Genomic DNA, 24,437 nt, shown 5'->3' with positions numbered 1-24,437 from the left:
ACAGCGCCACCCACCACTTCAGGGCAACGGTACCGCCGTCACGACTTGTCCAGATAGGCCAATCGGACGGGCCCGAGGATCGAGTCGACGAGACCCGCCATCGGCTTGTGGTCGACGAGCGTGAGGTCGCGGCCCACCACTTCGTCGGCCAGCGCGCGGGTGTCCTCGATGAGGTCGCCGTCGGTGAGGAGAGAGAGGAACTTGAGCGACGACGTCTGCCCCGATTGGAGGGAGCCAAGCAGATCACCTTCCCTCCGCTGCGCCAGGTCGACGATCGACAACGCGAACCCGTCATTGGACTCCGCGACAGCCCGTAACCGTTCCATCGCCGGCGACATCTCCGACGCACCGGTCACCAGAAGACACAATCCGGGCAGACCACCACGGCCGACGCGGCCCCGCAATTGGTGCAGTTGACTGACCCCGAAACGCTCGGCGTCCACGATCACCATGGTCGTGGCATTGGGCACGTCCACTCCGACCTCGATCACCGTTGTGGACACCAAGATGTCGATATCCCCAGCGGTGAAGTCGGCCATCAGCAGGGCCTTCTCGTCCGCGGGCAGTCGACCGTGCAGAAGGCCGAGGCGATGAACACCCAGCGGCCCCTCGCTCAGCGTCGTGAACATGTCCACCGCGGACGTGGCCGGCTCGGCTGCGGCTTCGGCGCCTTTGCGTTCCGACTTCTGCCCGGCCGCAGTCCCGTCGTCGCCGATCCGGGCGCACACCACGTACACCTGTCGACCGGCCTCGACCTCCTCGTTCACCCGCTCCCAGACACGCTGGACCCACTTCGGATTCCCACGTGGGACCACACTCGTGGTGATCGGTTGACGACCACGCGGCAGCTCTCGGAGCGTGGAGGTCTCGAGATCTCCGAACACGGTCATGGCCACAGTGCGCGGGATGGGCGTCGCGGTCATCACCAGCAGATGCGGGACGATTCCGTCGCGTCCACGGGACCGCAACGTATCGCGCTGTTCCACACCGAATCTGTGCTGCTCGTCGACCACGACAAAACCGAGGTTGAAGAAGTCGACGTGTTCCTGGAGGAGCGCGTGGGTGCCGATCAAGATGCCCACCTGGCCGGTGACGGTTTCCAGAAGCGCGGTGCGTTTGGCCGCCGTCTTCATGGATCCGGTGATCAGCGCGATCCGCGTGGCTCCCTCCTCCCCGTCGAGCTCACCTTCGCGCGCGAGTCCTCCGAGCATCGCCTCGAGCGTCCGGAGATGCTGAGCGGCAAGGACTTCCGTCGGAGCCAGCAGCGCGCACTGGTAGCCGTTGTCGATCACCCTCAGCATCACCAGCAGCGCCACCAAGGTCTTGCCCGACCCGACCTCTCCCTGCAGCAGCCTGCTCATCGGCGCGACGCTGGACTGATCGGCCGCGGTGATCGGGGCTGCGAGGTCGGCGCTGATCTCGTCGATCACAGCCGCCTGGCCTTCGGTGAGAGTGAAGGGCAGCCGCGCGATCATCTTGTCCTCGAGGCCACCGGGTACGTGCCGACAGACAGGGCCGGCCGCACCGCGGTCGACGTGGCGTCGCTGCGCCAATGCCAGTTGCAACGCGAGCGCCTCGTCGAACTTGAGCCGGGCACGCGCTTGGTCGATGTCGTTCTGCCCCTCGGGTACGTGAATCTTGCGAAGCGCCTCGTCCGCACCGATCAACCCGCGGGCGAGCCGCTCGGTGTCGGGCAACGGGTCGTCGATCGGATCGAGTTGGCCGAGAACGGCGCGCACACATTGCCAGATGGTCCACGCCTGCAACTTGGCCGTGCCCCGGTACACGGGGATCACATCGCGCAGGAATTCGGAGAAATCGATCGACCCATCTTTTTCTCCGCCGCCGTCTCCTGCGTCCACCGCAAGCGCTTTGGCGATCCCCGCCATCACCGCCGACCCCACCGCGTCGTCGGCCTCGATCGAGGTGCCGTCCTCTGGCAGCAGCAGCCAGTTCGGGTGGGTGAGCTGTAGTTCGTCGCGGAAATACTTGACCTCGCCGGCCATCATCACCCGTGTCCCCTTGGGGAGTTTCGCGGCGATCCACGGCGAGTTGAAGAAGGTGACAGCGATCCGGACGTTCCCGTCGAAGACCACGAGTTTGACCATTTTCCGGCGGGAATTGCGGATCGGGATCGTCTTGTTCTCCTCGACCCGGGCCACCACGGTGAGGCGCTCACCGGGTTCGGGTCTGCGCTCGCCCGAGAGATCACCTTGTTTGACGTAGCGGTCGGGAACGTAGCGTAAGAGCTCACCGACGGTCTGCACCTTGATCTGTTCCTCGAGCATGTCGGCGGCTTTGGCGCCGAGCACCGTCTCGAGCGAGTCGGACAGCGAAACCACTAGCGTGCCATGCCTATTCGACTCCGACCTGCAGGAGCTCGCCGACCTGGCCGCCGGGGTAGCTGACGAACTCGACCCCGGGGTGGTTGGTGTTCACGTGGTGCTCGAGCTGCTCCAGAACCCCTGGTTCGAGGTTGCGGCCCGCCAGCACGCTGACCATCTCGCCACCCGTGCTGAGCAGCAGATCGATCAGACCTGTCGCAGCGCCGAGGATCTCCCTGTCGATCACCAGGACTCCGTCGCCGATGAGTCCGAGGTGGTCACCCGGCCGGCAGGTTCCGGCAAAGGTCAGGGCCGTCTCGGTGGCCACCACCACCGCACCGAATCTCGTTGCGGCGGCTGCTTCTGCCATCGCGTAGGCGTCGTCGTCGGCCAGTTCGGTCGGGTCGTGGACGGCCATCGCCGACAGACTCTGCACCATCGACCCGCCCGGGAGGATGACCACCGAGCGCTCCCGCGAGCGGGCAGCGGCGGCGACGGCGACGAGTTCCTGGGCCGGCAAAGCCCCATTGCCCATCAACACCACATGTGCACTGTCGACCTCGATGATCGCCTTGGCCAACGCGTCCGCATCCAGTTCACCGGCACCGTCGGTGTCGGCGCGGACCACCACGGCCCCCTCCTGTTCGAACAACTCGGCAGCCTCGTCGCCGGTGACGACGGCGACGACGGCACGTTTACGTTTGGGAAGGTGCCCGGCGTCGTCGTCCTGGCCTCGATGGGCATCGAGCAGAAAGCAGCTGATCCGGATGTCGGAGACCCTTCCCAGGGCCAGCCCCGCCTCGATCGCCGCACCCGGTTCACAGGTGTGCACGTGAATCGAGAATCGTTCACCTGCTTCGTCATCGGCGCTGTCGCCGACGATCACCACCGCATCACCGAGATCGTCCAGATCGCGCCGCAACGTCGAGATCTGCTCTGCGGCAGCGCCTTCGAGGAGATACATCACCTCGAAGTCCATCTCATCGTCGCTCTCGCACGTCTCGCCGATCTGGTGTCCGATGCGGTCACCGCCACCGGCCAGCGCGCCCTGATAACGACGGCGGCGTGCAGATACACCGGTGAGTACCTTGACCAGTTCGTCGAAGATCACGAGCAGACCGCGTCCACCGGCGTCGACCACCCCGGCCTGAGCCAGCACGTCGAGTTGGCCGGTGGTGAGGTCGAGATCCTCGGCACAGCCGTCGGCGATCGCCCTGGCGAGGTCGGCAGGCGTCGCCTCGATGTGTTCGGCAGCATTGTGCGCCGCGCGCCGCAGCAACGTCAGGACGGTGCCTTCACGCGGCTGGCTCACCGCGCGCGTGGCCGCGAGCGATCCGAGACGCAGGCCCGCGACCCACAACTGGTTGAAGGAGACACGGCCACCGACGGAGTTGACCTCGGCAGCGTCGGCCAGTCCGACGAGGACCTGCGAGAGAATGATGCCCGAGTTGCCCCGCGCCTTGCCCACGGCACCATCAGCCATCGCCCTGGCGACCGTCGCCGTATCGGCCTCGGCCTGGACCTCACCCACTGCGTCGGCTGCCGCCATCATCGTGTGCAGCATGTTGCTACCGGTGTCCGAATCCGGAATGGGGAAGACGTTGAGGTCGTTGATCTCGGCGCGGACGGCGCCGAGCCCTGCCACCGCACCCTCGATCCAGTCGCGCAACAACCCGGGGTCCATGGCGGGTACACCAACCTGCTCCGTCAATGTCCGCACCTCCCCTCATGTGGTCTGTTCCACAGACTAATCTGAGGGGACGACCAACCGGACCCGGCCGTATCAGCGGGACGGGGACGTGAGGCTATTTGGATCGCGGCCCACCGAGCCGCTATCCTTGCAGGGTTGCCTATCGGACGCCGGCGTCACGCCGAACACCGAGGGGCCATGACCACCAGTTTCTCACTAAGGAGTTCGACGATGGCTGCCGTCTGCGACGTATGCGCCAAGGGCCCCGGCTTCGGTAAGTCGGTCTCTCACTCACACCGGCGTACCAACCGGCGCTGGAACCCGAACATCCAGACCGTTCGGGCCCAGATCGCTCCCGGAAACCGTAAGCGCCTGAATGTCTGCACCTCATGCCTGAAGGCCGGCAAGGTCGTCCGGGGCTGACCCCGTGACCGACACACGGCCGGGATCGACCGTCGGGTCTGATTCCGTCCAGCTCAGCGACGACGGCGTTCTACGGATCGCCGTCGCCTCTGACAAAGCGGGCAACTCCCTGGACCGCGGTTATTTCAACCGGGGCACCGAGGTCTTGCTCCAGGTGGCGCGTGGCGAGATCAAAGCCGGTGCCATTCTTCTGATCGGTACCGGCGCCAACTTCTGCGCGGGCGGCAATGTTCGCGATTTCGCGGCTGCCGACGATCGACCTGACTTCCTCGGCGGTCTCGCCGGTGACTTCCACCACTTCATCCGAGCGCTCGTCGGAGCCGATCTCCCGATCGTCGCAGCGGTGCACGGTTGGGCCGCCGGCGCGGGGATGAGTTTGGTGACGCACAGCGATGTCGCCATCGGTGGTACATCCACCAAGATGCGTCCGGCCTACATCGGGATCGGTCTCAGTCCGGACGGCGGCCTCACGTGGTCGCTCCCCCGGGTTGTCGGAACCGCCCGTGCCCGCGACATCATCTTGACCAACCGGATCGTGGACGCGGCCGGTGCACTCGAACTGGGTTTGCTCTCACGCATCGTGGAAGACGACCAAGTTCTGGCGACCGCAGAGGCCGCTGCATCCGCGATCGCGGCCGGTCCGTGGCGGGCCCTGTCCGCCACTCGGGCACTTCTCACGAACTCCCCGACATCCACGCTGAGCGATCAGCTCGATGCCGAGGCCGCATCGATCTCGGCACTGTCCGGCCAGCCCGACGGAGTCGAAGGCGTCGACGCGTTCGTCGGCAAACGCAAGCCGGACTTCTCCTCCATCAACGGCAAGTAGTCGCCGGTACCAGACTTGCTGTTACGTCGCCGTTCACGGCAGGCGCCAGTCCACCCCATCGGCACCCTGTTCGGCGAGCGCTGCATTGGCACGCGAGAACGGCTTCGACCCGAAAAATCCGCGACTTGCCGACAGCGGCGACGGATGGGGAGACGTGATCGTCGCGACCCCGGGCAACCAGGGCGTCAGTGATGCGGCATCTTTCCCCCACAGAATCGCCACCAACGGCTGATCTCGGGCCGCCAAGGCCTTAATGGCACACTCGGTGACTGCCTCCCACCCCTTGCCGCGGTGGCTCGCCGGGGTTCCGGGCGCGACCGTGAGAACCCGATTGAGCAGCAGTACCCCTTGATCCGCCCAGGGCGTCAGGTCCCCGTTCGACGGCCGCGGAAATCCGAGATCGGAACCGTACTCGGTGAAGATGTTCCCCAGGCTGCGAGGAACCGGTCGCACCTCCGGCGCCACCGAAAAGCTCAGTCCCACAGCATGTCCGGGCGTCGGGTAGGGATCTTGGCCCACCACGAGAACTCTCACCTCGTCGAAGGGACGGGTGAACGCGCGCAAGACGTTGGGCCCCGACGGCAGATACTTTCGCCCTGCGGCCAGCTCGGCACGCAGAAACTCGCCCATCCGCGCGACGTCGTCGGCCACCGGTTCGAGGGCTGTTGCCCACCCCGCATCCACGAGTTCGGACAGTGGTCGCCCGTCGGACATATCGCTCCTCACCGCGGAAAAAGTGCCGATCACCTAGTCGAGCCGCCTCAGGGCAGTTCGATAGTAGGCGGCATTGTTGGCGTACAGATCGACGTTCAGGTCGATGTGACCTTCCGGAACCTGGTAGCCCTGACGTATTTTCGCCGGAACACCGAGCGCCATCGAACGGTCGGGTACCTCGAACTTGAACGGCACCACCGCACCGGCACCGACAATGGAACCGGCCCCGATCCGAGACCCGTTGAGTACCACCGACCCTGAGGCGATCAGACAGTTGTCGCCGATCACGGCGCCTTCGATGTGCGCATTGTGCCCGATGGTGCACCGCGCCCCGATCACCGTTGCGTCCACGAGTGTGCAGTGGATGACCGTGCCGTCCTGGATGTTTGTCCGCTCGCCGACAGAGATGGTTCCGTAGTCGCCCCGAAGCACGGCGCCGGGCCAGACCGAGACCCCCGCCTCGAGCGTGACGGCTCCGATCACCACCGCGTCAGGATGGATGTAGACCCCTTCGCCCAATTGCGGCTCTCGGTCATCGAGTGCGTAGATCGCCATGACAGTCACAGTATCGCGGGCGCCCGGGCGGTCGACCGCAGCGGTCAGAATGTCCGCCAGCCGCTGTTGAGGTCGGACACATCCAAGCCCGAGACCACCACCGACGGGCCGCTGTCAGCCGCATGCACCGACCCGATCGCGGTCCACCCCGCCGGCAGCTCACCGGGCGCGAAGGCAGCCAACAGTTCATGGTCTTCTCCACCGGCCACAGCCCAGCGGACCGGGTCGACACCCAGCTCGGCTGCTGCCGCGGCCAGGTCGGGGGGCACCGGAATGGCAGCGGGGTCCACCCGAAGCGACAGACCCGACATCCTTGCCATCGTTCGCAGTTCACTCGCCAGGCCGTCCGAGATGTCGGTCATCGCGTGCACGCCCGACTCCGCCGCGGCCAGGGCCAGCTGTAGATGCGGTTTCGGAACGCAGTGCGTGGCAACAAGATCGGCAAACTCATCGACGCCTGCCAGCAGGAGAGCCAGGCCCGCGGCGGATCCACCGAGCGGGCCCGATACGGCGAGGACGTCACCGGCTACCGGTGTGGAGAGTCGAACCGGTGCGCGGTCGTCCATCGCGCCGATCGCCGTCACCGCGATCACCAGTTGATCGCCCGCGGTGAGATCGCCACCGACGACCTGCGCCCCGTACCGCGCTGCGGCCTCACGCATTCCGTCACGGACACCGACCAGTGTTGTGGTCGGTGTTCGATCCGGGCACGTCAGCGACACCACAAAACCGGTGACCCTGGCGCCCATCGACATCACGTCGGCGGCATTTGCCACCACCGCTTTGGCGCCCACCTGACGTGGCGTGCTCCAGTCGAGTCGGAAGTGTTGTCCGTCGACGAGTGCATCGGTACTCACCACCACCGGTCCGCTGCCGACGAGAACCGCGGCGTCATCACCCGGGCCCACGATCACCCCATCTGCAGGAGCGGAGTCGTTTTGTGCGGTGAACAGCGCGATCAGCTCTTGCTCACCGACGTCGCCGACCGTGCGGACGGGATCGCTGGACAGGTTCCCTCACCGCCCCTTCGTTCATCTCGAGTCTGTTGATTGGCCTCTGAGCACCGTTGTCGGTGAGAATATGTGCCAGTGTATTTGGGTCAGCCACCGGTTGATCGCAGTCGCCAGCGAAAGGAACGCCGTGGTTCAGGCATACATACTGATCCAGACCGAGGTCGGAAAGGCCGCCGTGGCAGCGGCCACCATCTCGGAAATCGACGGCGTCGCCTCGTCGGAGGAGGTCAGCGGCCCTTACGACGTCATCGTGCGCGTGGATGCGACCGACGGGACGCACCTCACCGAAGCGGTGGTACCGAAGATCCAGCAGGTCGAAGGAATCACCCGGACGTTGACCTGCCCGGTGGTGACCGGTACGCCGAGGCAGGGGTGAGCGACTCGTCGACGCGCCGGCTCAGCCCGGCCGTGATCGCCAGCATCGTGGCGATCCCGGTCATGGTGATCGTGGGGTTCATCACCTATGCAGTGGTCGGCACAGACGGTGCAACCTCCGACGACACCCCGCTGAAGACGATGGCAGCGCCCGAACGGGGCTCTCCAGAGTGCGCGAAACTCATTGCCGCCCTTCCCGAGAGTTTTGATGGGTTCGGCAAGCGAGAGACCGCTGCGGACGGCCTGGTGACCTGGGCGCCAGGCGACCAGGTGGCCGGACCCGTCCAGGTGCGTTGCGGAGTCGATCGGCCCGAATCGCTCTCGCCGACCTCTGGGTTGCAGGTCGTCGATCCGGTGCAGTGGTTCTCGGTGTCGGCGACAACCGAGGCCAAGGGCTTCCTCTGGTACGCCGTCGATCATCGGCCCTATGTGGCCATCTGGCTACCCGAGAACGTCGGAAATGGCCCCATTCAACAGGTTTCGCAACTGATCGACCAGAACCTCACGAGCGCACCCATCGATCTGGGCGGCTGAGGACGTCACGTCACTCGGGCTTGGTCCGTCGGCCGAGCAGTGAATAGATGGCCTCGGTGACCGTGAGTCCTTCGTGGCAGACCTGGTGAACCGCTTCGGTCAAAGGCATGTCCACACCGTGTTTCTCGGCCAGCGCCCGTACCGACGTGCACGACTTCACACCCTCGGCGACCTGACCGTTGGTGGCTTCTTGAGCCTCTGCCAGTGTCTTGCCCTCCCCCAGCCTGCTGCCGAATGTGCGGTTGCGCGACAGCGGCGAGGAGCATGTGGCGACGAGATCACCGACCCCGGCCAGCCCGGCCAGCGTCTCGGGTCTCGCCCCCAGCGCAACCCCCAAGCGGATCGTCTCGGCCAGACCGCGAGTGATGATGGATGCCAGGGTGTTCTCCCCGAGGCCGACACCGGACGCCATCCCACACGCGAGCGCGATGACGTTCTTGACCGCGCCTCCGATCTCGCAGCCGACCACATCCGTGTTGGTATACGGCCGGAAATACCTCGTACTGCACGCCTTCTGGATGTCGCGCGCCCGGGATTCGTCCTCACACGCGACCACGGTCGCGGCGGGTTGGCCGACTGCGATCTCACCGGCGAGATTGGGCCCCGACAGCACCGCGACGCGATCGGAGGCGGCACCGGTCACCTCGGCGATCACTTCGCTCATCCGCAGCAGCGTCCCGGTTTCCACGCCTTTGGACAACGACATCAGGGTTGCGGTGTCAGCGAGGTGCGGCAGCCAGGTCTGCATGCTCGCGCGCAGCGACTGGGAGGGCACGGCACAGACCACCAGGTCGGCGCCCGCGAGAACCTCGGCGAGGTCGGCGCTGGCGCGCAGGCCCTCGGGCAGCTGTACCTGTGGCAGGTAGTCGGGGTTGGTGTGGGTTCGATTGATGGCGTCCGCCAGTTCGGGCCTCCTCGACCACAAGACCGTCGGGGTGCCCGCGTCGACCAACACCTTGGCCATCGCAGTGCCCCACGAACCCGAGCCCATCACGACCGCCTGCATCACGCCACCACCTTCTCCATCGTTCTCTTCCGTCCGACTGTGTCGACATCCGCTCCCCGGACCGACCCGATTCTCTCGAACGATCCAAGACTAGAGGCCACGGAGGTGGTGGGGTGCCTTTTCCCCCCGCGACCACCGGCGACCATGATGGAGGTCATGGATACGCGATCGATCGCAGTCGTCATCGCGGTCAAGGAGCTGAGCGCAGCCAAGACACGGCTGTCGCCGGGCGTCGACGGCAATGCCCGACGCCAACTGGTGCTGGCCATGCTGACCGACACCCTCGCAGCGGTGCGAGCCGCAGGACTCGATCAGGTGGTGGTGGTCAGTCCCGACGCATCGGTGGCCGAGGCCGCGCAGGCGAGCGGCGCTCGCACTGTGGTGGACCGCGGCGACGTGCTCAACGGCGATGTTCTCAACGCGGCGTTCGCGATCGGCATCGACCACGCTCTGTCGTTGTGGCCGGGCAGCCGAATCATGGTGCTGCAGGCCGATCTCCCCGCGGTGAGACCCGAGTCGCTCACGGCCGCCATCGACCGGTCCTCGGATCTGGAGCGGGCCTTCATCGCCGACCATTCGGGCACCGGTACCACCGCGCTGTTCCTGAACGCCGCCGATCTCAGTGCGGCCGATACCCTCCGCTTCGGGGCTCATTCGGCCCGAGAACATCGACGCCGGGGTGCTGTCGAACTCACCGAGGACTCCGGCCGCTGGCCTGACCTGAGGATCGACGTCGACACCGTCGAGGATTTGCTGACCGCACGGCGCCTTGGCCTGGGAACTTCTACCAGTGCCGTTCTCGAACGCTTGCAATTGGATGAACAAACCTGATCTCCCGGTGTCGGGGCCCCGACAGATAGGCCATGATGGTCTGGTGAGCACAGCCGAATCAACGACCCCCGCTCCCCGGCCGCGATCGTCGATGCCGGCCGCCCCGCCGGCAGCCACCGCCGCCCCCACTGCCACAGCGGACCTTCCCGAAGACCGTTACCTGAACCGGGAACTCAGTTGGCTCGACTTCAACGCCCGGGTTCTGGCGCTGGCAGAAGACACCTCGCTGCCCTTGCTCGAAAGGGCAAAGTTCTTGGCCATCTTCGCCTCGAACCTCGACGAATTCTTCATGGTGCGTGTCGCAGGGCTCAAGCGCAGACACGAAACCGGCCTGTCGGTACGGTCGGCCGACGGGCTGTCACCGCGCGAGCAGCTTGCACTCATCGCACAGCGCACACAGGTGCTGGCAGAACGCCACGCCCGGGTCTTCCTCGACTCGGTCCGCAAGGCCCTGGCGGACAACAACATCCACGTCATCACCTGGGACCAGTTGACCGACGACGAGCGCCGCCGGATGGCCGAGTACTTCCATGAAGAGGTCTTCCCGGTTCTGACCCCACTCGCGGTCGACCCGGCGCACCCGTTCCCGTACATCTCCGGCCTCAGCCTCAATCTGGCGGTGACCGTCAAAGACGTCACCGAAGGTGGCGAACATTTCGCGCGCGTCAAGGTGCCCGACAACGTCGACCGGTTCGTTCAGGTCGATCGGTTCATGCCGCCGGAGTTCCGGCAGAACTACGCGAAAACCGCCGACACCCCGGCGAAAACGGTTCTGCTGCCGCTGGAATATCTGATCGCAGCTCACCTCGATCAGCTGTTCCCCGGGATGGAGATCGTCGAGCACCACGCTTTCCGTATCACTCGCAACGCGGATTTCGAGGTGGAGGAAGATCGCGACGAGGATCTCCTGCAGGCACTCGAACGAGAACTGGCGCGGCGACGTTTCGGTTCGCCGGTCCGCCTCGAGGTCGCCGACGACATGACCGAGCACATGCTCGAACTGTTGCTGCGTGAGCTCGACGTCGACCCCGCAGACGTCATCGAAGTTCCCGGGCTGCTCGACCTGTCGAGTCTGTTCCAGGTAGCCGCCGTGGACCGTCCAGCTCTCAAGGACCCGCCGTTCGTCCCGGCCACCCACCCGGCTTTCGGTGAGCGCGAAACACCCAAGAGCATTTTCTCGACCCTGCGTGACGGCGACGTCCTGGTCCATCACCCATACGACTCCTTCTCCACGAGTGTGCAGCGGTTCCTCGAGCAGGCCGCGGCAGATCCTCAGGTGCTGGCGATCAAGCAGACGCTGTACCGCACCTCGGGCGACTCCCCGATCGTGAACGCATTGATCGACGCCGCCGAGGCCGGCAAACAGGTTGTCGCGCTTGTGGAGATCAAGGCCCGCTTCGACGAGCAGGCCAACATCAAATGGGCCCGACAACTCGAGCAGGCCGGCGTGCACGTCGTCTACGGACTGGTCGGGCTCAAGACGCACTGCAAGACATGTCTCGTCGTGCGCCGTGAAGGGTCCACCATCCGCCGGTACTGCCATATCGGAACGGGTAACTACAATCCGAAAACCGCGCGGCTCTACGAAGACGTGGGCCTGTTCACCGCGGCCCCGGACATCGGCGCCGACCTGACCGATCTGTTCAACACCCTCACCGGCTACTCACGGAAGGTGGCCTACCGCAACCTGTTGGTCGCCCCGCACGGAGTGCGGGCGGGCATCATCGACCGGATCCTCGCAGAGAGTGAACGGCGTCAGGCCGGGCATACCGATGCTCGGATCCGATTGAAGATGAATGCTCTGGTTGATGAACAGGTCATCGACGCCCTGTACCGGGCGTCGCAGGCCGGTGTCCCTGTCGAGGTCGTGGTGCGTGGGATCTGCGCGCTCCGGCCGGGCGTTCCGGGTATGAGCGAGAACATCACCGTCCGCTCGATACTCGGACAGTTCCTGGAGCATTCCCGTGTTCTGCATTTCCAGTCCCTCGACGAGTTCTGGATCGGCAGCGCCGACATGATGCACCGCAATCTCGACCGCCGCGTGGAAGTGATGGCGCAGGTGCGCGATCCACGACTGACCCGCGAACTCGACGACGTCTTCAATTCGGCGATGGACCCGACCACCCGCAGTTGGGTGCTCGGCGAGGACGGCGGCTGGACGGCGTCGCCTGCCGCGGGTGAAGAGGTACGTGATCATCAGCGCCAGATGATGCGTCGCAACCGTAGCCGGGCCGACCTGATCCAGTGAGCAAAGCGGCAGACGGCAAGAACACTGTTGTCTACGCGGCCGGCGGAGTCGTGTGGCGCGAGAACTCCGCCGGTGACGTCGAAGTCGTGATCGTCCACCGCCCGCGGTACGACGACTGGACCCTGCCGAAGGGCAAGGTCGAGCCGGGCGAGACGTTGATCAGCACTGCGGTACGGGAGATCAGAGAAGAGACCGGTTACGACGTCCGGCTGGTACGGCACCTACGCATGGTCAGCTACGACTTACGTGGACCCGGTCGCAAGCACGTGCACTACTGGTCCGCCGAAGCGGTCGGTGGCAGCTTTACACCCAACCACGAGGTTGACGAAATACGTTGGCTGCCAATCGAAGCGGCCGCAGAGCAACTTTCCTTCCGGCTGGACCAGAAAGTCCTGGCAACTTTCGAACAGCTTCCCGCACGACTCGATACGGTTCTGCTGGTGCGTCACGCCAAGGCGGGCCGCAAATCTCGGTACCACGGCGATGACCGTCTTCGGCCGTTGGAGAAGGTCGGCCGAACCCAGTCCGAGGCATTGCTCGGACAGCTGCTCGCGTTCGGGCCCACGCACGTGCACTCCGCTGACCGCGTCCGGTGCGAGCAGACAGTGGCACCGCTTGCTGATGAGCTGGGTGTGTCGATCATCAGTGAACCCAGCCTGGCCGAGGAAGCGTTCAACGAAGATCCCAAGCCGGGGCGGCGGCGGATCCGAGAGATCGGTTGCGAGAGCGGGATCCATGTCGTGTGCAGTCAGGGCAAGGTCATCCCGCCGCTGATGAAGTGGTGGTCGGCGCACGACGGTGTGAAGCTTCCGCCCGCACGAAATCGTAAGGCGAGCGTGTGGGTGCTTTCTTTGTTGGACGGCAAATTGGTTGCTGCCAACCACATCGACAGCCCACTGCCCGGCAACCCCGGCACCTGATCTCGGACTTCCCGCGTCGCCCTGCCGCAACGGGGCCACACAACACAAAACAAACCCCGGCGGAGGGAAGGTCCGCCGGGGTTTGTTTTGTCTGGTGCTGGTCTGGCTACTTGCTTGTGCGCTTTGCAGCGGTCTTCTTGGCCGGAGCCTTCTTGGCAGCGGTCTTTTTGGCCGGTGCTGCCGTGGTCTTCTTGGCAGCAGTCTTCTTGGCCGGTGCTGCCGTGGTCTTCTTGGCAGCAGTCTTCTTGGCCGGTGCTGCCGTGGTCTTCTTGGCAGCAGTCTTCTTGGCCGGTGCTGCCGTGGTCTTCTTGGCAGCAGTCTTCTTGGCCGGTGCTGCCGTGGTCTTCTTCGCGGCGGTCTTCTTGGCCGGAGTGGCCGCCTTCTTGGCCGGAGTGGCCGCCTTCTTGGCCGGAGCCGCCTTCTTCGCGGCGGTCTTCTTGGCCGGCGCACTGCTCGAAGCAGTTGCACTGCCCCGCTTGACTGCTGGTCCCGACGCGCTCAGCTTCTGCTTGCCGGAGACCACCAACTTGAACTGGGCGCCCGGACGGAATGCCGGAACCCAAGTCGGACGGACCTTGACTGTTTCACCGGTGCGGGGGTTGCGGGCAACCCGTGCAGCGCGGCGACGCTTTTCGAAAACACCAAAGCCGGTGATCGTGACGCTCTCGCCTTTGTTCACAGCGCGAACGATCGTATCGACGATGTGCTCAACGGCATCTGTAGCCGTCCGGCGATCGGTCCCCAACTTCTTTGTCAGTTCCTCGATGAGCTCTGCCTTGTTCATGGATTCAACCTCCGCAAACTGTTGGCCCACTTTGGGCCAGCTACAGGACACGGTAAACGTCAAATGGCAAAACGTCCACGATCCACGCCAAATTCACCCGGCGTGGCGAAAGGTTTGTCCTCTAACAGGTTACGTCAGAGGCCGGCTTCAGGCTCCCGAGGGAGGGACCGGCAGGGTTTTCGGTTTCCATACGGGCCTTACCTTTTCATACGCAGAAATGGCTTCGACCTGCCGTAATGTCAGTCCGATGTCGTCCAGACCCTCCATCAGACGCCACCTTGTGTACTCATCAATTGCAAAGCGCACCACTAGGTCCCCTGCGGTGACGGTCTGATCTTCAAGGCTCACCGTCAATTCCAGTCCCGGCTGCTCTTCGAGCCGTTTCCAGAGCAGTTCGACGTCCGACTGCTCCACCTGGGCAGCCACCAAACCCGCTTTTCCGGCGTTCCCGCGGAAGATATCGGCGAATCTCGACGAGATGACAACCCGAAATCCGAAGTCGGATAACGCCCAGACGGCGTGCTCGCGCGACGAACCGGTGCCGAAATCGGGCCCGGCCACGAGCACAGAGCCGCGGTTGTAGGGCTCGGTGTTGAGGACAAAATCGGGGTCGTTGCGCCACGCGGCGAACAAACCGTCCTCAAAGCCCGTGCGAGTCACCCGCTTCAGGTAGACCGCCGGGATGATCTGATCGGTGTCGACGTTGCCCCTGCGCATCGGGACACCGATGCCGGTGTGCGTGGTGATCGGTTCCATCGTCTGTTCTTTCTTTTCGGCCTGTGGGATTTATCGGGCGGGATCGGGCAGATCCGTGGGCGCAGAAAGCCGACCTCGGATCGCGGTGGCCGCCGCCACCGCCGGTGAGACCAGGTGGGTTCGGCCGCCCTTGCCCTGTCGCCCTTCGAAATTCCGGTTCGATGTGGACGCACACCGTTCCCCTGGCGCCAGCTGGTCCGGGTTCATCCCCAGACACATCGAGCACCCCGCCTGTCGCCACTGTGCGCCTGCGGCATCGAATATCTCACCGAGGCCCTCCTGCTCGGCCTGCAGCCGCACACGGGTGGACCCGGGGACGATCAGCATGCGCATCCCGTCGGCGATCTTGCGACCGTCGAGGATCTCGGCCACCGCACGCAGGTCCTCGATGCGCCCGTTGGTGCACGATCCGACGAAGACGGTGTCCACCTCCACCTCGCGCAGTGGGGTTCCCGGCTTCAAATCCATGTATTCGAGCGCCTTCTGCGCCGAGGCAGCCTGCCCCTCGTCGGTCATCTCAGCTGGGTCGGGCACCGTCGCACCGAGGGGCGCACCCTGTCCGGGGTTGGTCCCCCAGGTGACGAACGGTGTCAGCGACGCCGCATCGATGTGCACCTCGGCATCGAAGACAGCGTCCGGGTCGGTACGCAGTTGTCGCCAATTCTCCACCGCTGCGTCCCAATCGGCACCCTGCGGGGCGTGCGGACGGCCCTTGATGAACTCGAACGTGGTGTCGTCGGGAGCGATAAGACCCGCGCGGGCGCCGGCCTCAATCGACATGTTGCACACGGTCATCCGTGCTTCCATCGACAGCTTCTCGATCGCCGATCCGCGGTACTCGAGGACGTAGCCCTGTCCTCCGCCGGTGCCGATCTTGGCAATGATCGCCAAGATCAGGTCCTTGCTCGTCACGCCGGGCGGCAGCTCGCCGTCGACGGTGATCGCCATTGTCTTGAAGGGGCGCAACGACAAAGTCTGAGTTGCCATGACGTGTTCGACCTCGGAGGTGCCGATGCCCATCGCGATCGCACCGAAGGCGCCGTGGGTCGAGGTGTGGCTGTCGCCGCAGACCACTGTCATACCCGGCAGGGTGAGTCCGAGCTGTGGACCGATGATGTGGACGATGCCCTGTTCGGCGTCGCCCATCGAATGCAGTCGGATACCGAACTCTTCGCAGTTGCGACGGAGGGTGTCCACCTGCAAGCGCGAGATGGGGTCGGCGATGACCTTGTCGATGTCGACCGTCGGGACGTTGTGGTCCTCGGTCGCGATCGTGAGGTCGGGCCTGCGCACCGGACGGTTCGCCAGGCGGAGCCCGTCGAATGCCTGCGGACTGGTCACCTCGTGCACGAGATGTAGATCGATGTAGATCAAGTCGGGGTTGCGCGAGGATCCCTCTCCCTCACCGCGAACCACAACATGCTCTTCCCAGACCTTTTCGGCCAGGGTCATCGGACGGTCGGTCACCACAATCACCACTTTTCTGTCTTACCGAGTTGGGGCTGGCATCTCAGTATGCGAGAGCATAGTATCGGCTTGTGAGAAATGATACCGCATCGGCCACCTCCAGTGGCATCGGTGTTCTGGACAAATCCGTTGCAGTTCTGCACGCCGTCGCCGAGGGCCCGTGCAATCTGGGAGAGCTCTGTTCACGCACCGGCCTACCCCGCGCCACCGCGCACCGACTGGCGGTCGGCCTCGAGACCCATCGACTGCTGGCACGCAACACATCCGGCTTGTGGTGCCCCGGTCCGGTCTTGGGCGAATTGGCGGCCGGTGCCACCGACACGGTCCGCGAGGCCGCAGCCCTGGTGCTGCCGAGGCTTCGCGAGATCACCGGCGAAAGTGTGCAGCTCTACCGCCGCGAGGGTGCCGACCGCATCTGTGTCGCGGCGATCGAACCGCCGTCGGGGCTTCGGGACACGGTCCCGGTCGGCGCACGTCTGCCGATGAACGCCGGTTCTGGAGCGAAGGTCCTTCTTGCCTGGGCTGATCCGGCGACCGCGCGACTGTTGTTGGGAGAGAACGGATTCAGCGAGCGAACACTGCTCGAGGTGCGACGACGCGGCTGGGCACAGAGCGTCGGAGAACGCGAGCCCGGCGTGGCGAGTGTGTCCGCCCCGGTTCGCAGCCCCGGCGGTGAGGTGATCGCGGCGATCTCGGTATCCGGCCCCATCGACCGTATGGGCCGGCGTCCGGGATCGCGATGGGCCGCTGACCTGCTGGCTGCCGCCGATGCGATCAACAAGCGGCTGTAGCGCGGGCATTAGTGTGTGAGAACACGTTCATCTGAGATGGAGATTGAGGGTCGTCGACCCATCACTCTCCCGCGGCGAGAGGGCACCGAGTGGGTACGAACGAGCGCGGCAAGATTGTCATGAGCGAGGACGAGATCTCGACGTTCATCGTCCAGAGCCGAACCGCGACACTGGCAACGGTGTCCGCTCAGGGCAGGCCTCACCTCGTCGCGATGTGGTACGCGGTGATCGACGGCGAGATCTGGTTCGAGACCAAGGCCAAATCACAGAAGGCGGTGAACGTGCGCCGCAACCCGATCTGCACCGTGATGATCGAAGACGGCCTCACCTACGACAAACTCCGCGGCGTCGCGATCGAAGGCACGGCATCGATCCACGACGATCCCGACACCATCCTGAAGGTCGGGATCAGTGTGTGGGAACGGTACAACGGCCCGTACACCGAAGAGATGCGACCGTTCGTGGACCAGATGATGAACAAGCGCGTGGCGGTCCGGGTCTCATCCGACCGCGTCCGCAGTTGGGATCATCGCAAGCTGGGTATGCCCGAGATCCCGTTGGCCGGCAGCACAGCTGAGTTCCTGAACCAGCAGTGATCGCGTGCACCGACCGCCGGGTGTGTGATCACTCGGCCAGGTGCGCGGCGATCTCGTCCAGGACCGGGTCACCGTCGGTGGCATTCTGGACCTGATCGCGCCACGACGACAATTTCGCGTCCCTGGCATGGATGTCGTCCGCACTCTCTGTGGCGCTGGTTGTCGATGACGTCCCCGGCATGTCCGGTGATGATGATCCGATTCTCAGGTCGAGTTCGGTGAGCAGCTCGTTCTTCGTCATCTTCTTGGTCATTGGCCAATCCTGCGTCAGCAACGTCGCTTTCTTCAACTCGTCGCCCAATCGACGGCATCGGAGACGCACACGTGGTGGAGCCACTCAGCTGTCCGACGGCTTTTGTACGCTCATCGAGTTGACCCCGTACTCGAGGAGGTACCGATGGTGCACTATCTGCGCCTCGTCTCGGACTCTGGTCGCGAGTTGAACTACCGGCTTCATCACGATGCCGACCCCGACTCGATCCAGACCTGGCTCGCCGAAGGCGTTCGAGCGCAAGCGTTCGTCAACGTTCCTATCGTGATGGACGGCCAGGTGGAGATCACCACGCTCGCGGTGCAACCGGGGCGTTGGGCGGCCTGGATGGTGTTCCACGTCGCCCAACCTCTCTGACGCGACCGCACCCGACAAGACACCAAGGAGACGCTGCCGTGGCAGATCCCGTCTGGCTCGCCGACGTTCTGCGCGCAGAGGGTGTGGAGACCGTGGAGTATCCGGGCTGGCGTGACCGCGGCCACGGCGATTTCGGCCAGATCACCCATGTCATGGCACACCACACCGGCGGTAACGCCAGTCCCCGATCCATCGCCGAGCATCCTGAGTTGGGCCTGAGTTCCCAGATACACCTTGCCCGCAACGGCGTCGCGACGGTTGTGGGCGCGGGCATCGCATGGCATGCCGGTCCTGGCGACTGGCCCGGCATTCCCACCGATGACGCCAACCGGGTCTCCATCGGGATCGAGGCGGAGAACAGCGGCACCGAAGGATGGTCCGCGGCGCAGTACTGGGCTTACGTGAAGGTGTGTGCAGCGACCTGCCGTCAGCTCGGACTGGGCGCAGACCGCGTCATCGGTCACAAGGAATGGGCCGGCCGCTCGCAGGGGAAGTGGGACCCGGGCGGCATCGACATGGACGCTTTTCGGCAAGACGTCCAGCAACAGATCAACCGAGGCCCGACACCGCCGGCGGTCAACCAGATCGATGAGGTCCAGAAGGTCGCGGGTTTTTGGCTGGGAGAACGTGAGACGCCCGGGGAGATGATCTGCGGATCAGACGGCGCAGGCAGGTACGCGAAGTTCCGCGCCGGCTATATCTACTGGCACCCGCGGTTCGGCGCACATGCGGTGAACATGCGCATCTTCGAGTACTGGGCCGGATTGAACTGGGAGAACGGTCCTCTGGGATACCCCGTGCAGGGTCACACCTACGTGGCGGGGGTGGGCGACATCCAGGCGTTCGAACGCGGCGTCGTGTTCCGCAAATTGGGAGACGACCCCGGACACCATGTTCACGGCGTGATCGGCGACGCCTACTACCGCCGAGGGGCCGAAACCGGTGAGCTGGGTTGGCCGGTGTCCAACGAGTACGAGTACAACGGCGGCCGAGCACAGGACTTCGAAAACGGCTCCTTGGCCTGGCATCCCATCGGGGCCGTTCGTATTTCCACACCGCCCACCGAATGAATCGGGGAGCCAGACTCTGCCGGCCCGACAACTTTGCTGCCACGACCCAAAAGAAAAGACCCTCTCCCCTGCGTTGCAGGTGAGAGGGTCCTTCTGTTGTAGCCCCGACGGGATTCGAACCCGCGCTACCGCCTTGAGAGGGCGGCGTCCTAGGCCGCTAGACGACGGGGCCAGAACTGTCACAGCTGCGCTGTGAACCGCTGGGGTACCAGGACTCGAACCTAGAATGGCGGTACCAGAAACCGCTGTGTTGCCAATTACACCATACCCCAATGGGTGCTTTCCAAGCCGCTTGTGACCGCCGGAAAAGCGCCGAAAAGAAGGGTATCAAACCCCCCGCCAGAACCTACAATCGCCAGCTCAGAACGGGTTTTCAGCAGAAGTTTGCCCGAGCTTGCCGCAAACGCTCGAGACTGCGCGCCTCGCCGAGCAGCTCGAGCGACTCGAACAGTGGCGGGCTGATGTGGGACCCCGTCACCGCCACCCGCACCGGACCGAACGCCTTGCGCGGCTTGAGCTCCAGCTTGTCCACCAACGCATCTTTGAGGCCCGCCTCGATCGCGGGGGTGGTCCACTCGTCCAAAGCGCTCAGAGCGGCGATGGTGGCGTCGAGCACCGGTCCGGCATCGGCGCCCAGGTTCTTGCGCGCAGCCGTCTCGTCGATGGCGAAGTCGCTGTCGGGAACATAGAGGAACGCCATCAGACCCCATGCGTCACCGAGAACCTGGATGCGGGTCTGCACCAGATCGGCGACCACGGTGAACTGTTTGTCGTCCACAGGCTGGGTCAGCAGCCCAGCGGAGACCAGGTACGTGCGCAGCCGGTCGGCGAAGTCGTCCGGAGCCAAGCGTCGAATGTGCTCGGCGTTGATTGCGTCGGCCTTCTTCTGGTCGAACCGGGCCGGATTGGAGTTGACCTGACGGATGTCGAACGCCGCGATCATCTCGTCGAGGGTGAAGATGTCGTGATCGTCGGCGATGCCCCAGCCGAGTAGCGCCAGATAATTCAGCAGCCCCTCGGGGATGAATCCCCGGTCGCGGTGGTGGAACAGACTCGATTCCGGGTCGCGCTTCGACAGCTTCTTGTTACCTTCGCCCATCACGAATGGAAGGTGACCGAATTCTGGTGTGCGCTTTGCGATTCCGATCCGGGCTAGCGCCTCGTACAGCGCGATCTGGCGCGGCGTGGACGACAGCAGATCCTCGCCCCGCAGTACGTGAGTGATGTTCATCAAGGCGTCGTCGACCGGATTGACCAACGTGTACAACGGATCACCGTTGCCGCGCGTCAAGGCGAAGTCGGGGACCGTGCCCGCCCGGATCACCGTGCGGCCGCGCACCAAATCGTCCCACTCGATGTCCCGGTCGGGCATCGGCAGACGCACCACCGAGGTTCGGCCTTCGTCGCGGTAGGCCTGCTTCTGCTCATCGGTCAGCGTGCGGTCAAAGTTGTCGTAACCCAGTTTGGGGTCGCGGCCGGCCGCCTTGTGACGGGCCTCGACCTCGTCGGCCGTCGAGAAGGCCTCATACGCTTCGCCGGCCTCGAGCAGCTTGGCGACCACGTCGAGATGCTGTGCCTTGCGCAGCGACTGACGGTACGGCCCGTAAGGGCCACCGACCTCGGGGCCCTCGTCCCACTCGAGCCCGAGCCAGCGAAGGGCGTCGAGCAAGGACTGATACGACTCCTCGCTGTCTCGTGCAGCGTCGGTGTCCTCGATCCGGAACACGAAGGTGCCGCCGGTGTGCCGCGCGTGGACAAAGTTGAACAGCGCGGTGCGCACCAAACCGACGTGGGGGGTGCCGGTCGGTGATGGACAGAAACGGACGCGGACCTGCGAATCACTCATGTGCCCAGGCTATCGCTGACCGCCGGCCCGCCCTCGCCCGGTCGCGGCTCAGCGGGCGTGCTGGTCGAGGAACCCGATCAGCAGCGAGTTCACCTCGTCGGGCTGCTCGAGATAACCGTAGTGTCCGGCCTTCTCGACAACGCGATACTCGGCACTGCCGATCGCGTCGGCGACCTCGCGCGCGAGGTGAGGTGGCAACGTCCGATCGTCGGCGAAGCCGACCACGAGAGAAGGCGTGTTGATGGCCGCATAAGCCGACAGCCGGTTGCTCTCGCCGTCGTGCAACGCCAGTTGCGCACGCACTCCCGCGGTGTTGGATTGACCCGAGAACTCGATGACGTCCAGCCAATCCCGGACCGCGACGTCGTCGTCGAGTGTGTGTCGCGACAGGTTCAGGTGTGCGGTGATCGCGGCGTGATAGCGCGGCGGGAGCGTGATGCCCTGGTCATACAGGGCACGCTCGCCCTCTGAGATCGCCTCTTGGAGAGGCCCACTGCGTCCGTACGTGGCGATCATCGCGGCGCACTTGACGAGTTCGGGACGAGCCAGCGCCAACTCCTGGGTGATCTTCGCTCCCAGCGAGGTGCCGACCACCGCGGCCGGACCCGCACCGATGAACTCGATCAGCGCAGCGGTGTCGGCCACCATGTCGGCGAGGGTGAACCCGCCGGGACACTCGCTCGACGGCGAGATCCCACGATTGTCGAATGTGATGACCCGGTAGCCGGCCTTGACCAACGCCGGCTGCTGGTGCGCTTTCCACACCCGGCCGGGGCTACCCGTCCCCATCACCATCACGACCAGCGGACCGGTCCCCGCGTCTTCATAGCTCAGCTGAATTCCGTTGACCTGAGCGGTCTTGGGTTGTGGGCGCATGTCACTTGCCCCGATCCGCGATCGGGTTGGTGAGGGTACCGATTCCCTCGACTGTCACGCTCACCGTCTGGCCGGCGTTCATGGGGCCGATACCTTCTGGGGTGCCCGTCAGGATGACGTCGCCCGGGAGCAGGGTCATCACCGCGCTGATCCACTCCACGATCTCACCCACGTCGTGGAGCATCAGACTGGTCCGACTGCGCTGCCTCACCTCGCCGTCGAGTTCTGTGCGGATCTCGAGATCGCTTGGGTCGAGCTCGGTTTCGATCCATGGGCCGAGAGGACAGAACGTGTCGTGCCCCTTACCGCGGGTCCACTGACCATCGGCCTTCTGCTGATCGCGAGCTGTCACATCGTTGCCGACCGTGTAACCGAGGATGACGTCTTTGGCGGCAGAGGCCTTCACATCACGGCACGGTCGCCCGATGACAACGGCCAGCTCCCCCTCGTAGTCGACCCGCTCCGACGACTTGGGTCGCAGAATGGGCACCTGGGGACCGATGATCGACGTGTTCGGCTTGATGAAGATGACCGGGTTCGCCGGCACGTCCGTCTCCATCTCCGCCGCGTGGGCGGCGTAGTTCTTACCGATGCAGATCACCTTGCTGGCGAGGATGGGCGCCAACAGCCTTGTGTCGGCCAGTTGCCAGCTGCGGCCGGTGAACGTGGGTGTGCCGAAGGGATGCTCGGCGATCTCGCGGGCGGTGGCATCACCGCCCTCACCCTCGATACTGACAAAGGCAACCCCGTCGGGGCTCGCAATTCGACCTAGACGCATGGTCGCCACACTATCGCACCGGCGCCGTCTCACAGGGCGGGAGCCGGGTTGGTTGCATTCCCTGAATGTTTTAGAATGTGGACCATCAGTTTCATATGTTGAGATACGTGGAGGTGTGCGGTGCCCACCGAAATCAGACGTCGGGCGATGCTCGCCGCCTCCCTGACGGCAGCAATGGCAACCACGTGCGTGGTCAGTGGAATGGCTTTCCTGATCCCGGAGCTGCACCGGTCCGAGGGGATGTCGCTGACGGCCGTTTCGACCCTTGCCGCGGTCCCCATGGTCGGCCTGCTGCTCGCGACCATCGCCTGGGGGGTTGCGCTGGACCGCTTCGGTGAGCGTCGCATTTTGCTGCTGTCGCTGACGTTGACCATCGCGGCCACCGGATCCGCCTGCCTGGCCGACGCTTTGGAAGCGCCGACCGTGATCCTCGGCGCGTGCCTACTGGTCGCGGGAATCACGTCGGCGGCGACCAACGGCGCCGGCGGGCGCATCGTCGTCGGATGGTTCCCTCCCGATCGCCGGGGCACCGCGATGGGCGTCCGGCAGATGGCGCAGCCGTTGGGCATCGGGGTCTGCGCGTTGACGATTCCGGTGCTGGCTGAAACCTTCGGCGTCACAGCAGGTTTGGCTGTTCCACTGGTCGTCACAGCATTGGCGGCCGCATTCGTGGCAGTGGTCGTCGCGGACCCACCCCGCGAGACCACGGCAGACGGGTCGGCGGTCGGGTCCCCGAATCCCTATCGTGGAAGCAGTTTTCTGCCGCGAGTACACGGCGTCAGCATCCTGCTGTCGATCCCGCAGGGGATGTTGTGGACCTTCGTCCCGGCGTGGCTCATCGTGCAACACGAATGGTCAGCCCTCAGCGCCGGGATACTGGTGACGATCAGCCAGGTACTCGGCGCATTCGGGCGTATCGCCGCCGGGCGGTGGTCGGACTCGTGGGGGTCGCGTACCAAACCCATTCGGCTGATCGCCGTTGGCGCGGCCGCCTCGGTCGGCTTGCTCGCGTTCACGGACTGGCTCGACAGCCCGACCGCAGCCATCGTCATGGTTGTCGCGAGCGTGATCACCGTCGCGGACAACGGGTTGGCCTTCACCGCCATCGCCGAATTCGCGGGCCCCGGGTGGAGCGGCCGTGGACTCGCGATCCAGAACACCGGCCAGTATCTCTGGATGGCTGGATCCACTCCCCTGTTCGGAATGGCGATCGGCACCTTCGGCTATCCGGCGGCCTTCTTGATCTCCGCGGCCGCACCGGCCATCGCGATCGGCTTGGTCCCGGCCGACGAAAAGCCACCAAACGAATCCGCTCCACCTACTTTCGTTCGCACCGCTTGCGACGGGAGCGAACAGAAGTAGGTGGAGCGGATTTTCGGAGGTATC

At 64.8% G+C, this 24,437-nt stretch carries 25 protein-coding genes and 2 tRNA genes; 12 read left to right on the top strand and 15 right to left on the bottom strand.

What is annotated here, in order from left to right; genetic code table 11:
- Nucleotides 1–38 precede the first annotated feature (38 nt).
- Together recG and CSW57_RS19655 are read right to left on the bottom strand one after the other, a co-directional pair.
- Nucleotides 39–2,342, bottom strand: a complete 2,304-nt coding sequence (recG, locus tag CSW57_RS19660; protein ID WP_099384198.1) for an ATP-dependent DNA helicase RecG — start codon at nt 2,340–2,342, stop codon at nt 39–41.
- Nucleotides 2,343–2,355: 13 nt separating this feature from the next.
- Nucleotides 2,356–4,008: a DAK2 domain-containing protein gene (locus CSW57_RS19655; protein ID WP_099384197.1), complete on the bottom strand. Its 1,653-nt coding sequence runs from the start codon at nt 4,006–4,008 to the stop codon at nt 2,356–2,358.
- Nucleotides 4,009–4,245: 237 nt separating this feature from the next.
- Between CSW57_RS19655 and rpmB the strand changes: the two genes are divergently transcribed.
- A complete protein-coding gene (gene rpmB / locus CSW57_RS19650; RefSeq protein WP_023954059.1) occupies nt 4,246–4,437 on the top strand; it encodes a 50S ribosomal protein L28 in 192 nt (63 codons plus the stop codon).
- 4 nt (nt 4,438–4,441) lie between these two features.
- A complete protein-coding gene (locus tag CSW57_RS19645) occupies nt 4,442–5,263 on the top strand; it encodes an enoyl-CoA hydratase/isomerase family protein (RefSeq protein ID WP_099384196.1) in 822 nt (273 codons plus the stop codon).
- Nucleotides 5,264–5,296: 33 nt separating this feature from the next.
- Here the strand turns inward: CSW57_RS19645 and CSW57_RS19640 are convergent, their stop codons facing one another.
- Genes CSW57_RS19640 through CSW57_RS19630 form a run of 3 tightly spaced genes read right to left on the bottom strand, consistent with a single transcriptional unit; the run spans nt 5,297 to nt 7,542 of the window.
- A complete protein-coding gene (locus CSW57_RS19640) occupies nt 5,297–5,977 on the bottom strand; it encodes a uracil-DNA glycosylase (RefSeq protein ID WP_099384635.1) in 681 nt (226 codons plus the stop codon).
- Nucleotides 5,978–6,010: 33 nt separating this feature from the next.
- Nucleotides 6,011–6,532, bottom strand: a complete 522-nt coding sequence (locus CSW57_RS19635; protein ID WP_099384195.1) for a gamma carbonic anhydrase family protein — start codon at nt 6,530–6,532, stop codon at nt 6,011–6,013.
- 44 nt (nt 6,533–6,576) lie between these two features.
- The gene (locus tag CSW57_RS19630) at nt 6,577–7,542 is read right to left on the bottom strand and encodes a thiamine-phosphate kinase (RefSeq protein WP_099384194.1); all 966 of its coding nucleotides are present in this window, start codon (nt 7,540–7,542) and stop codon (nt 6,577–6,579) included.
- A 70-nt stretch (nt 7,543–7,612) separates the two neighbouring features.
- Here CSW57_RS19630 and CSW57_RS19625 point away from each other — a divergent pair, with 70 nt between their 5' ends.
- Nucleotides 7,613–7,921: an Lrp/AsnC ligand binding domain-containing protein gene (locus tag CSW57_RS19625; protein ID WP_051406303.1), complete on the top strand. Its 309-nt coding sequence runs from the start codon at nt 7,613–7,615 to the stop codon at nt 7,919–7,921.
- Nucleotides 7,918–8,454, top strand: coding sequence for a DUF3515 domain-containing protein (locus CSW57_RS19620; protein WP_223249356.1), 537 nt, complete (start codon nt 7,918–7,920; stop codon nt 8,452–8,454). The genes CSW57_RS19625 and CSW57_RS19620 overlap by 4 nt, the downstream gene beginning before the upstream one ends.
- Before the next feature lie 10 nt (nt 8,455–8,464).
- On the opposite strand, the gene CSW57_RS19615 is transcribed toward CSW57_RS19620, so the two are convergent.
- Nucleotides 8,465–9,460: an NAD(P)H-dependent glycerol-3-phosphate dehydrogenase gene (locus CSW57_RS19615; RefSeq protein WP_099384193.1), complete on the bottom strand. Its 996-nt coding sequence runs from the start codon at nt 9,458–9,460 to the stop codon at nt 8,465–8,467.
- A 156-nt stretch (nt 9,461–9,616) separates the two neighbouring features.
- Between CSW57_RS19615 and cofC the strand changes: the two genes are divergently transcribed.
- The 3 genes from cofC (at nt 9,617) to CSW57_RS19600 (ending at nt 13,459) form a co-directional block, all read left to right on the top strand.
- Entirely contained in the window at nt 9,617–10,291 is a 675-nt protein-coding gene (gene cofC, locus CSW57_RS19610) for a 2-phospho-L-lactate guanylyltransferase (protein ID WP_223249355.1), read from the top strand.
- Between the two features lie 91 nt (nt 10,292–10,382).
- Nucleotides 10,383–12,539, top strand: a complete 2,157-nt coding sequence (locus CSW57_RS19605) for an RNA degradosome polyphosphate kinase (RefSeq protein WP_099384191.1) — start codon at nt 10,383–10,385, stop codon at nt 12,537–12,539.
- On the top strand, nt 12,536–13,459 hold the full coding sequence (locus CSW57_RS19600) for an NUDIX hydrolase (RefSeq protein ID WP_099384190.1): 924 nt from the start codon (nt 12,536–12,538) through the stop codon (nt 13,457–13,459). Before CSW57_RS19605 ends, CSW57_RS19600 begins: the two co-directional genes overlap by 4 nt.
- A 106-nt stretch (nt 13,460–13,565) precedes the next feature.
- Here CSW57_RS19600 and CSW57_RS19595 read toward each other — a convergent pair whose 3' ends face one another.
- From CSW57_RS19595 to leuC, 3 genes are all read right to left on the bottom strand, one after another.
- Nucleotides 13,566–14,243, bottom strand: coding sequence for an HU family DNA-binding protein (locus CSW57_RS19595; RefSeq protein ID WP_099384633.1), 678 nt, complete (start codon nt 14,241–14,243; stop codon nt 13,566–13,568).
- A gap of 147 nt (nt 14,244–14,390) precedes the next feature.
- Complete coding sequence (gene leuD, locus CSW57_RS19590; RefSeq protein ID WP_023963784.1) at nt 14,391–14,999, bottom strand: 3-isopropylmalate dehydratase small subunit; 609 nt, start codon at nt 14,997–14,999, stop codon at nt 14,391–14,393.
- 30 nt (nt 15,000–15,029) lie between these two features.
- A complete protein-coding gene (gene leuC / locus CSW57_RS19585) occupies nt 15,030–16,451 on the bottom strand; it encodes a 3-isopropylmalate dehydratase large subunit (RefSeq protein ID WP_099384632.1) in 1,422 nt (473 codons plus the stop codon).
- 86 nt (nt 16,452–16,537) lie between these two features.
- Here leuC and CSW57_RS19580 point away from each other — a divergent pair, with 86 nt between their 5' ends.
- Together CSW57_RS19580 and CSW57_RS19575 are read left to right on the top strand one after the other, a co-directional pair.
- Nucleotides 16,538–17,257 carry an IclR family transcriptional regulator gene (locus tag CSW57_RS19580; RefSeq protein WP_099384189.1) on the top strand — a complete coding sequence of 240 codons (720 nt, stop codon included), beginning with the start codon at nt 16,538–16,540 and terminating at the stop codon, nt 17,255–17,257.
- Between the two features lie 89 nt (nt 17,258–17,346).
- Entirely contained in the window at nt 17,347–17,853 is a 507-nt protein-coding gene (locus CSW57_RS19575; RefSeq protein WP_099384188.1) for a pyridoxamine 5'-phosphate oxidase family protein, read from the top strand.
- A 28-nt stretch (nt 17,854–17,881) separates the two neighbouring features.
- Here the strand turns inward: CSW57_RS19575 and CSW57_RS19570 are convergent, their stop codons facing one another.
- On the bottom strand, nt 17,882–18,106 hold the full coding sequence (locus tag CSW57_RS19570; protein ID WP_099384187.1) for a hypothetical protein: 225 nt from the start codon (nt 18,104–18,106) through the stop codon (nt 17,882–17,884).
- Nucleotides 18,107–18,250: 144 nt separating this feature from the next.
- On the opposite strand from CSW57_RS19570, the gene CSW57_RS24730 reads away from it, so the two are divergent.
- Nucleotides 18,251–18,481, top strand: a complete 231-nt coding sequence (locus CSW57_RS24730; protein ID WP_030172015.1) for a hypothetical protein — start codon at nt 18,251–18,253, stop codon at nt 18,479–18,481.
- Between the two features lie 38 nt (nt 18,482–18,519).
- Nucleotides 18,520–19,551 (top strand): peptidoglycan recognition protein family protein, encoded by a 1,032-nt coding sequence (locus CSW57_RS19560; RefSeq protein WP_099384186.1) that lies wholly within the window; start codon nt 18,520–18,522, stop codon nt 19,549–19,551.
- A 99-nt stretch (nt 19,552–19,650) separates the two neighbouring features.
- On the opposite strand, the gene CSW57_RS19555 is transcribed toward CSW57_RS19560, so the two are convergent.
- From CSW57_RS19555 to CSW57_RS19535, 5 genes are all read right to left on the bottom strand, one after another.
- A tRNA-Glu gene (locus CSW57_RS19555) sits at nt 19,651–19,723 on the bottom strand.
- Between the two features lie 28 nt (nt 19,724–19,751).
- Nucleotides 19,752–19,823 (bottom strand) — tRNA-Gln (locus CSW57_RS19550).
- Between the two features lie 101 nt (nt 19,824–19,924).
- A complete protein-coding gene (gltX, locus tag CSW57_RS19545; protein WP_099384185.1) occupies nt 19,925–21,397 on the bottom strand; it encodes a glutamate--tRNA ligase in 1,473 nt (490 codons plus the stop codon).
- 48 nt (nt 21,398–21,445) lie between these two features.
- Complete coding sequence (locus CSW57_RS19540; protein ID WP_099384184.1) at nt 21,446–22,273, bottom strand: alpha/beta fold hydrolase; 828 nt, start codon at nt 22,271–22,273, stop codon at nt 21,446–21,448.
- Between the two features lies 1 nt (nt 22,274).
- Entirely contained in the window at nt 22,275–23,051 is a 777-nt protein-coding gene (locus CSW57_RS19535; RefSeq protein WP_023963800.1) for a fumarylacetoacetate hydrolase family protein, read from the bottom strand.
- A gap of 120 nt (nt 23,052–23,171) precedes the next feature.
- Here CSW57_RS19535 and CSW57_RS19530 point away from each other — a divergent pair, with 120 nt between their 5' ends.
- Nucleotides 23,172–24,413 (top strand): MFS transporter, encoded by a 1,242-nt coding sequence (locus CSW57_RS19530; protein ID WP_223249354.1) that lies wholly within the window; start codon nt 23,172–23,174, stop codon nt 24,411–24,413.
- Nucleotides 24,414–24,437 lie beyond the last annotated feature (24 nt).

It is taken from the genome of Williamsia muralis, from assembly GCF_002735905.1.
Taxonomy (GTDB): domain Bacteria; phylum Actinomycetota; class Actinomycetes; order Mycobacteriales; family Mycobacteriaceae; genus Williamsia; species Williamsia muralis_A.
The sequence above is the reverse complement of the archived record's forward strand: the minus strand, read 5'-3'. Positions and strand labels throughout refer to the sequence as shown.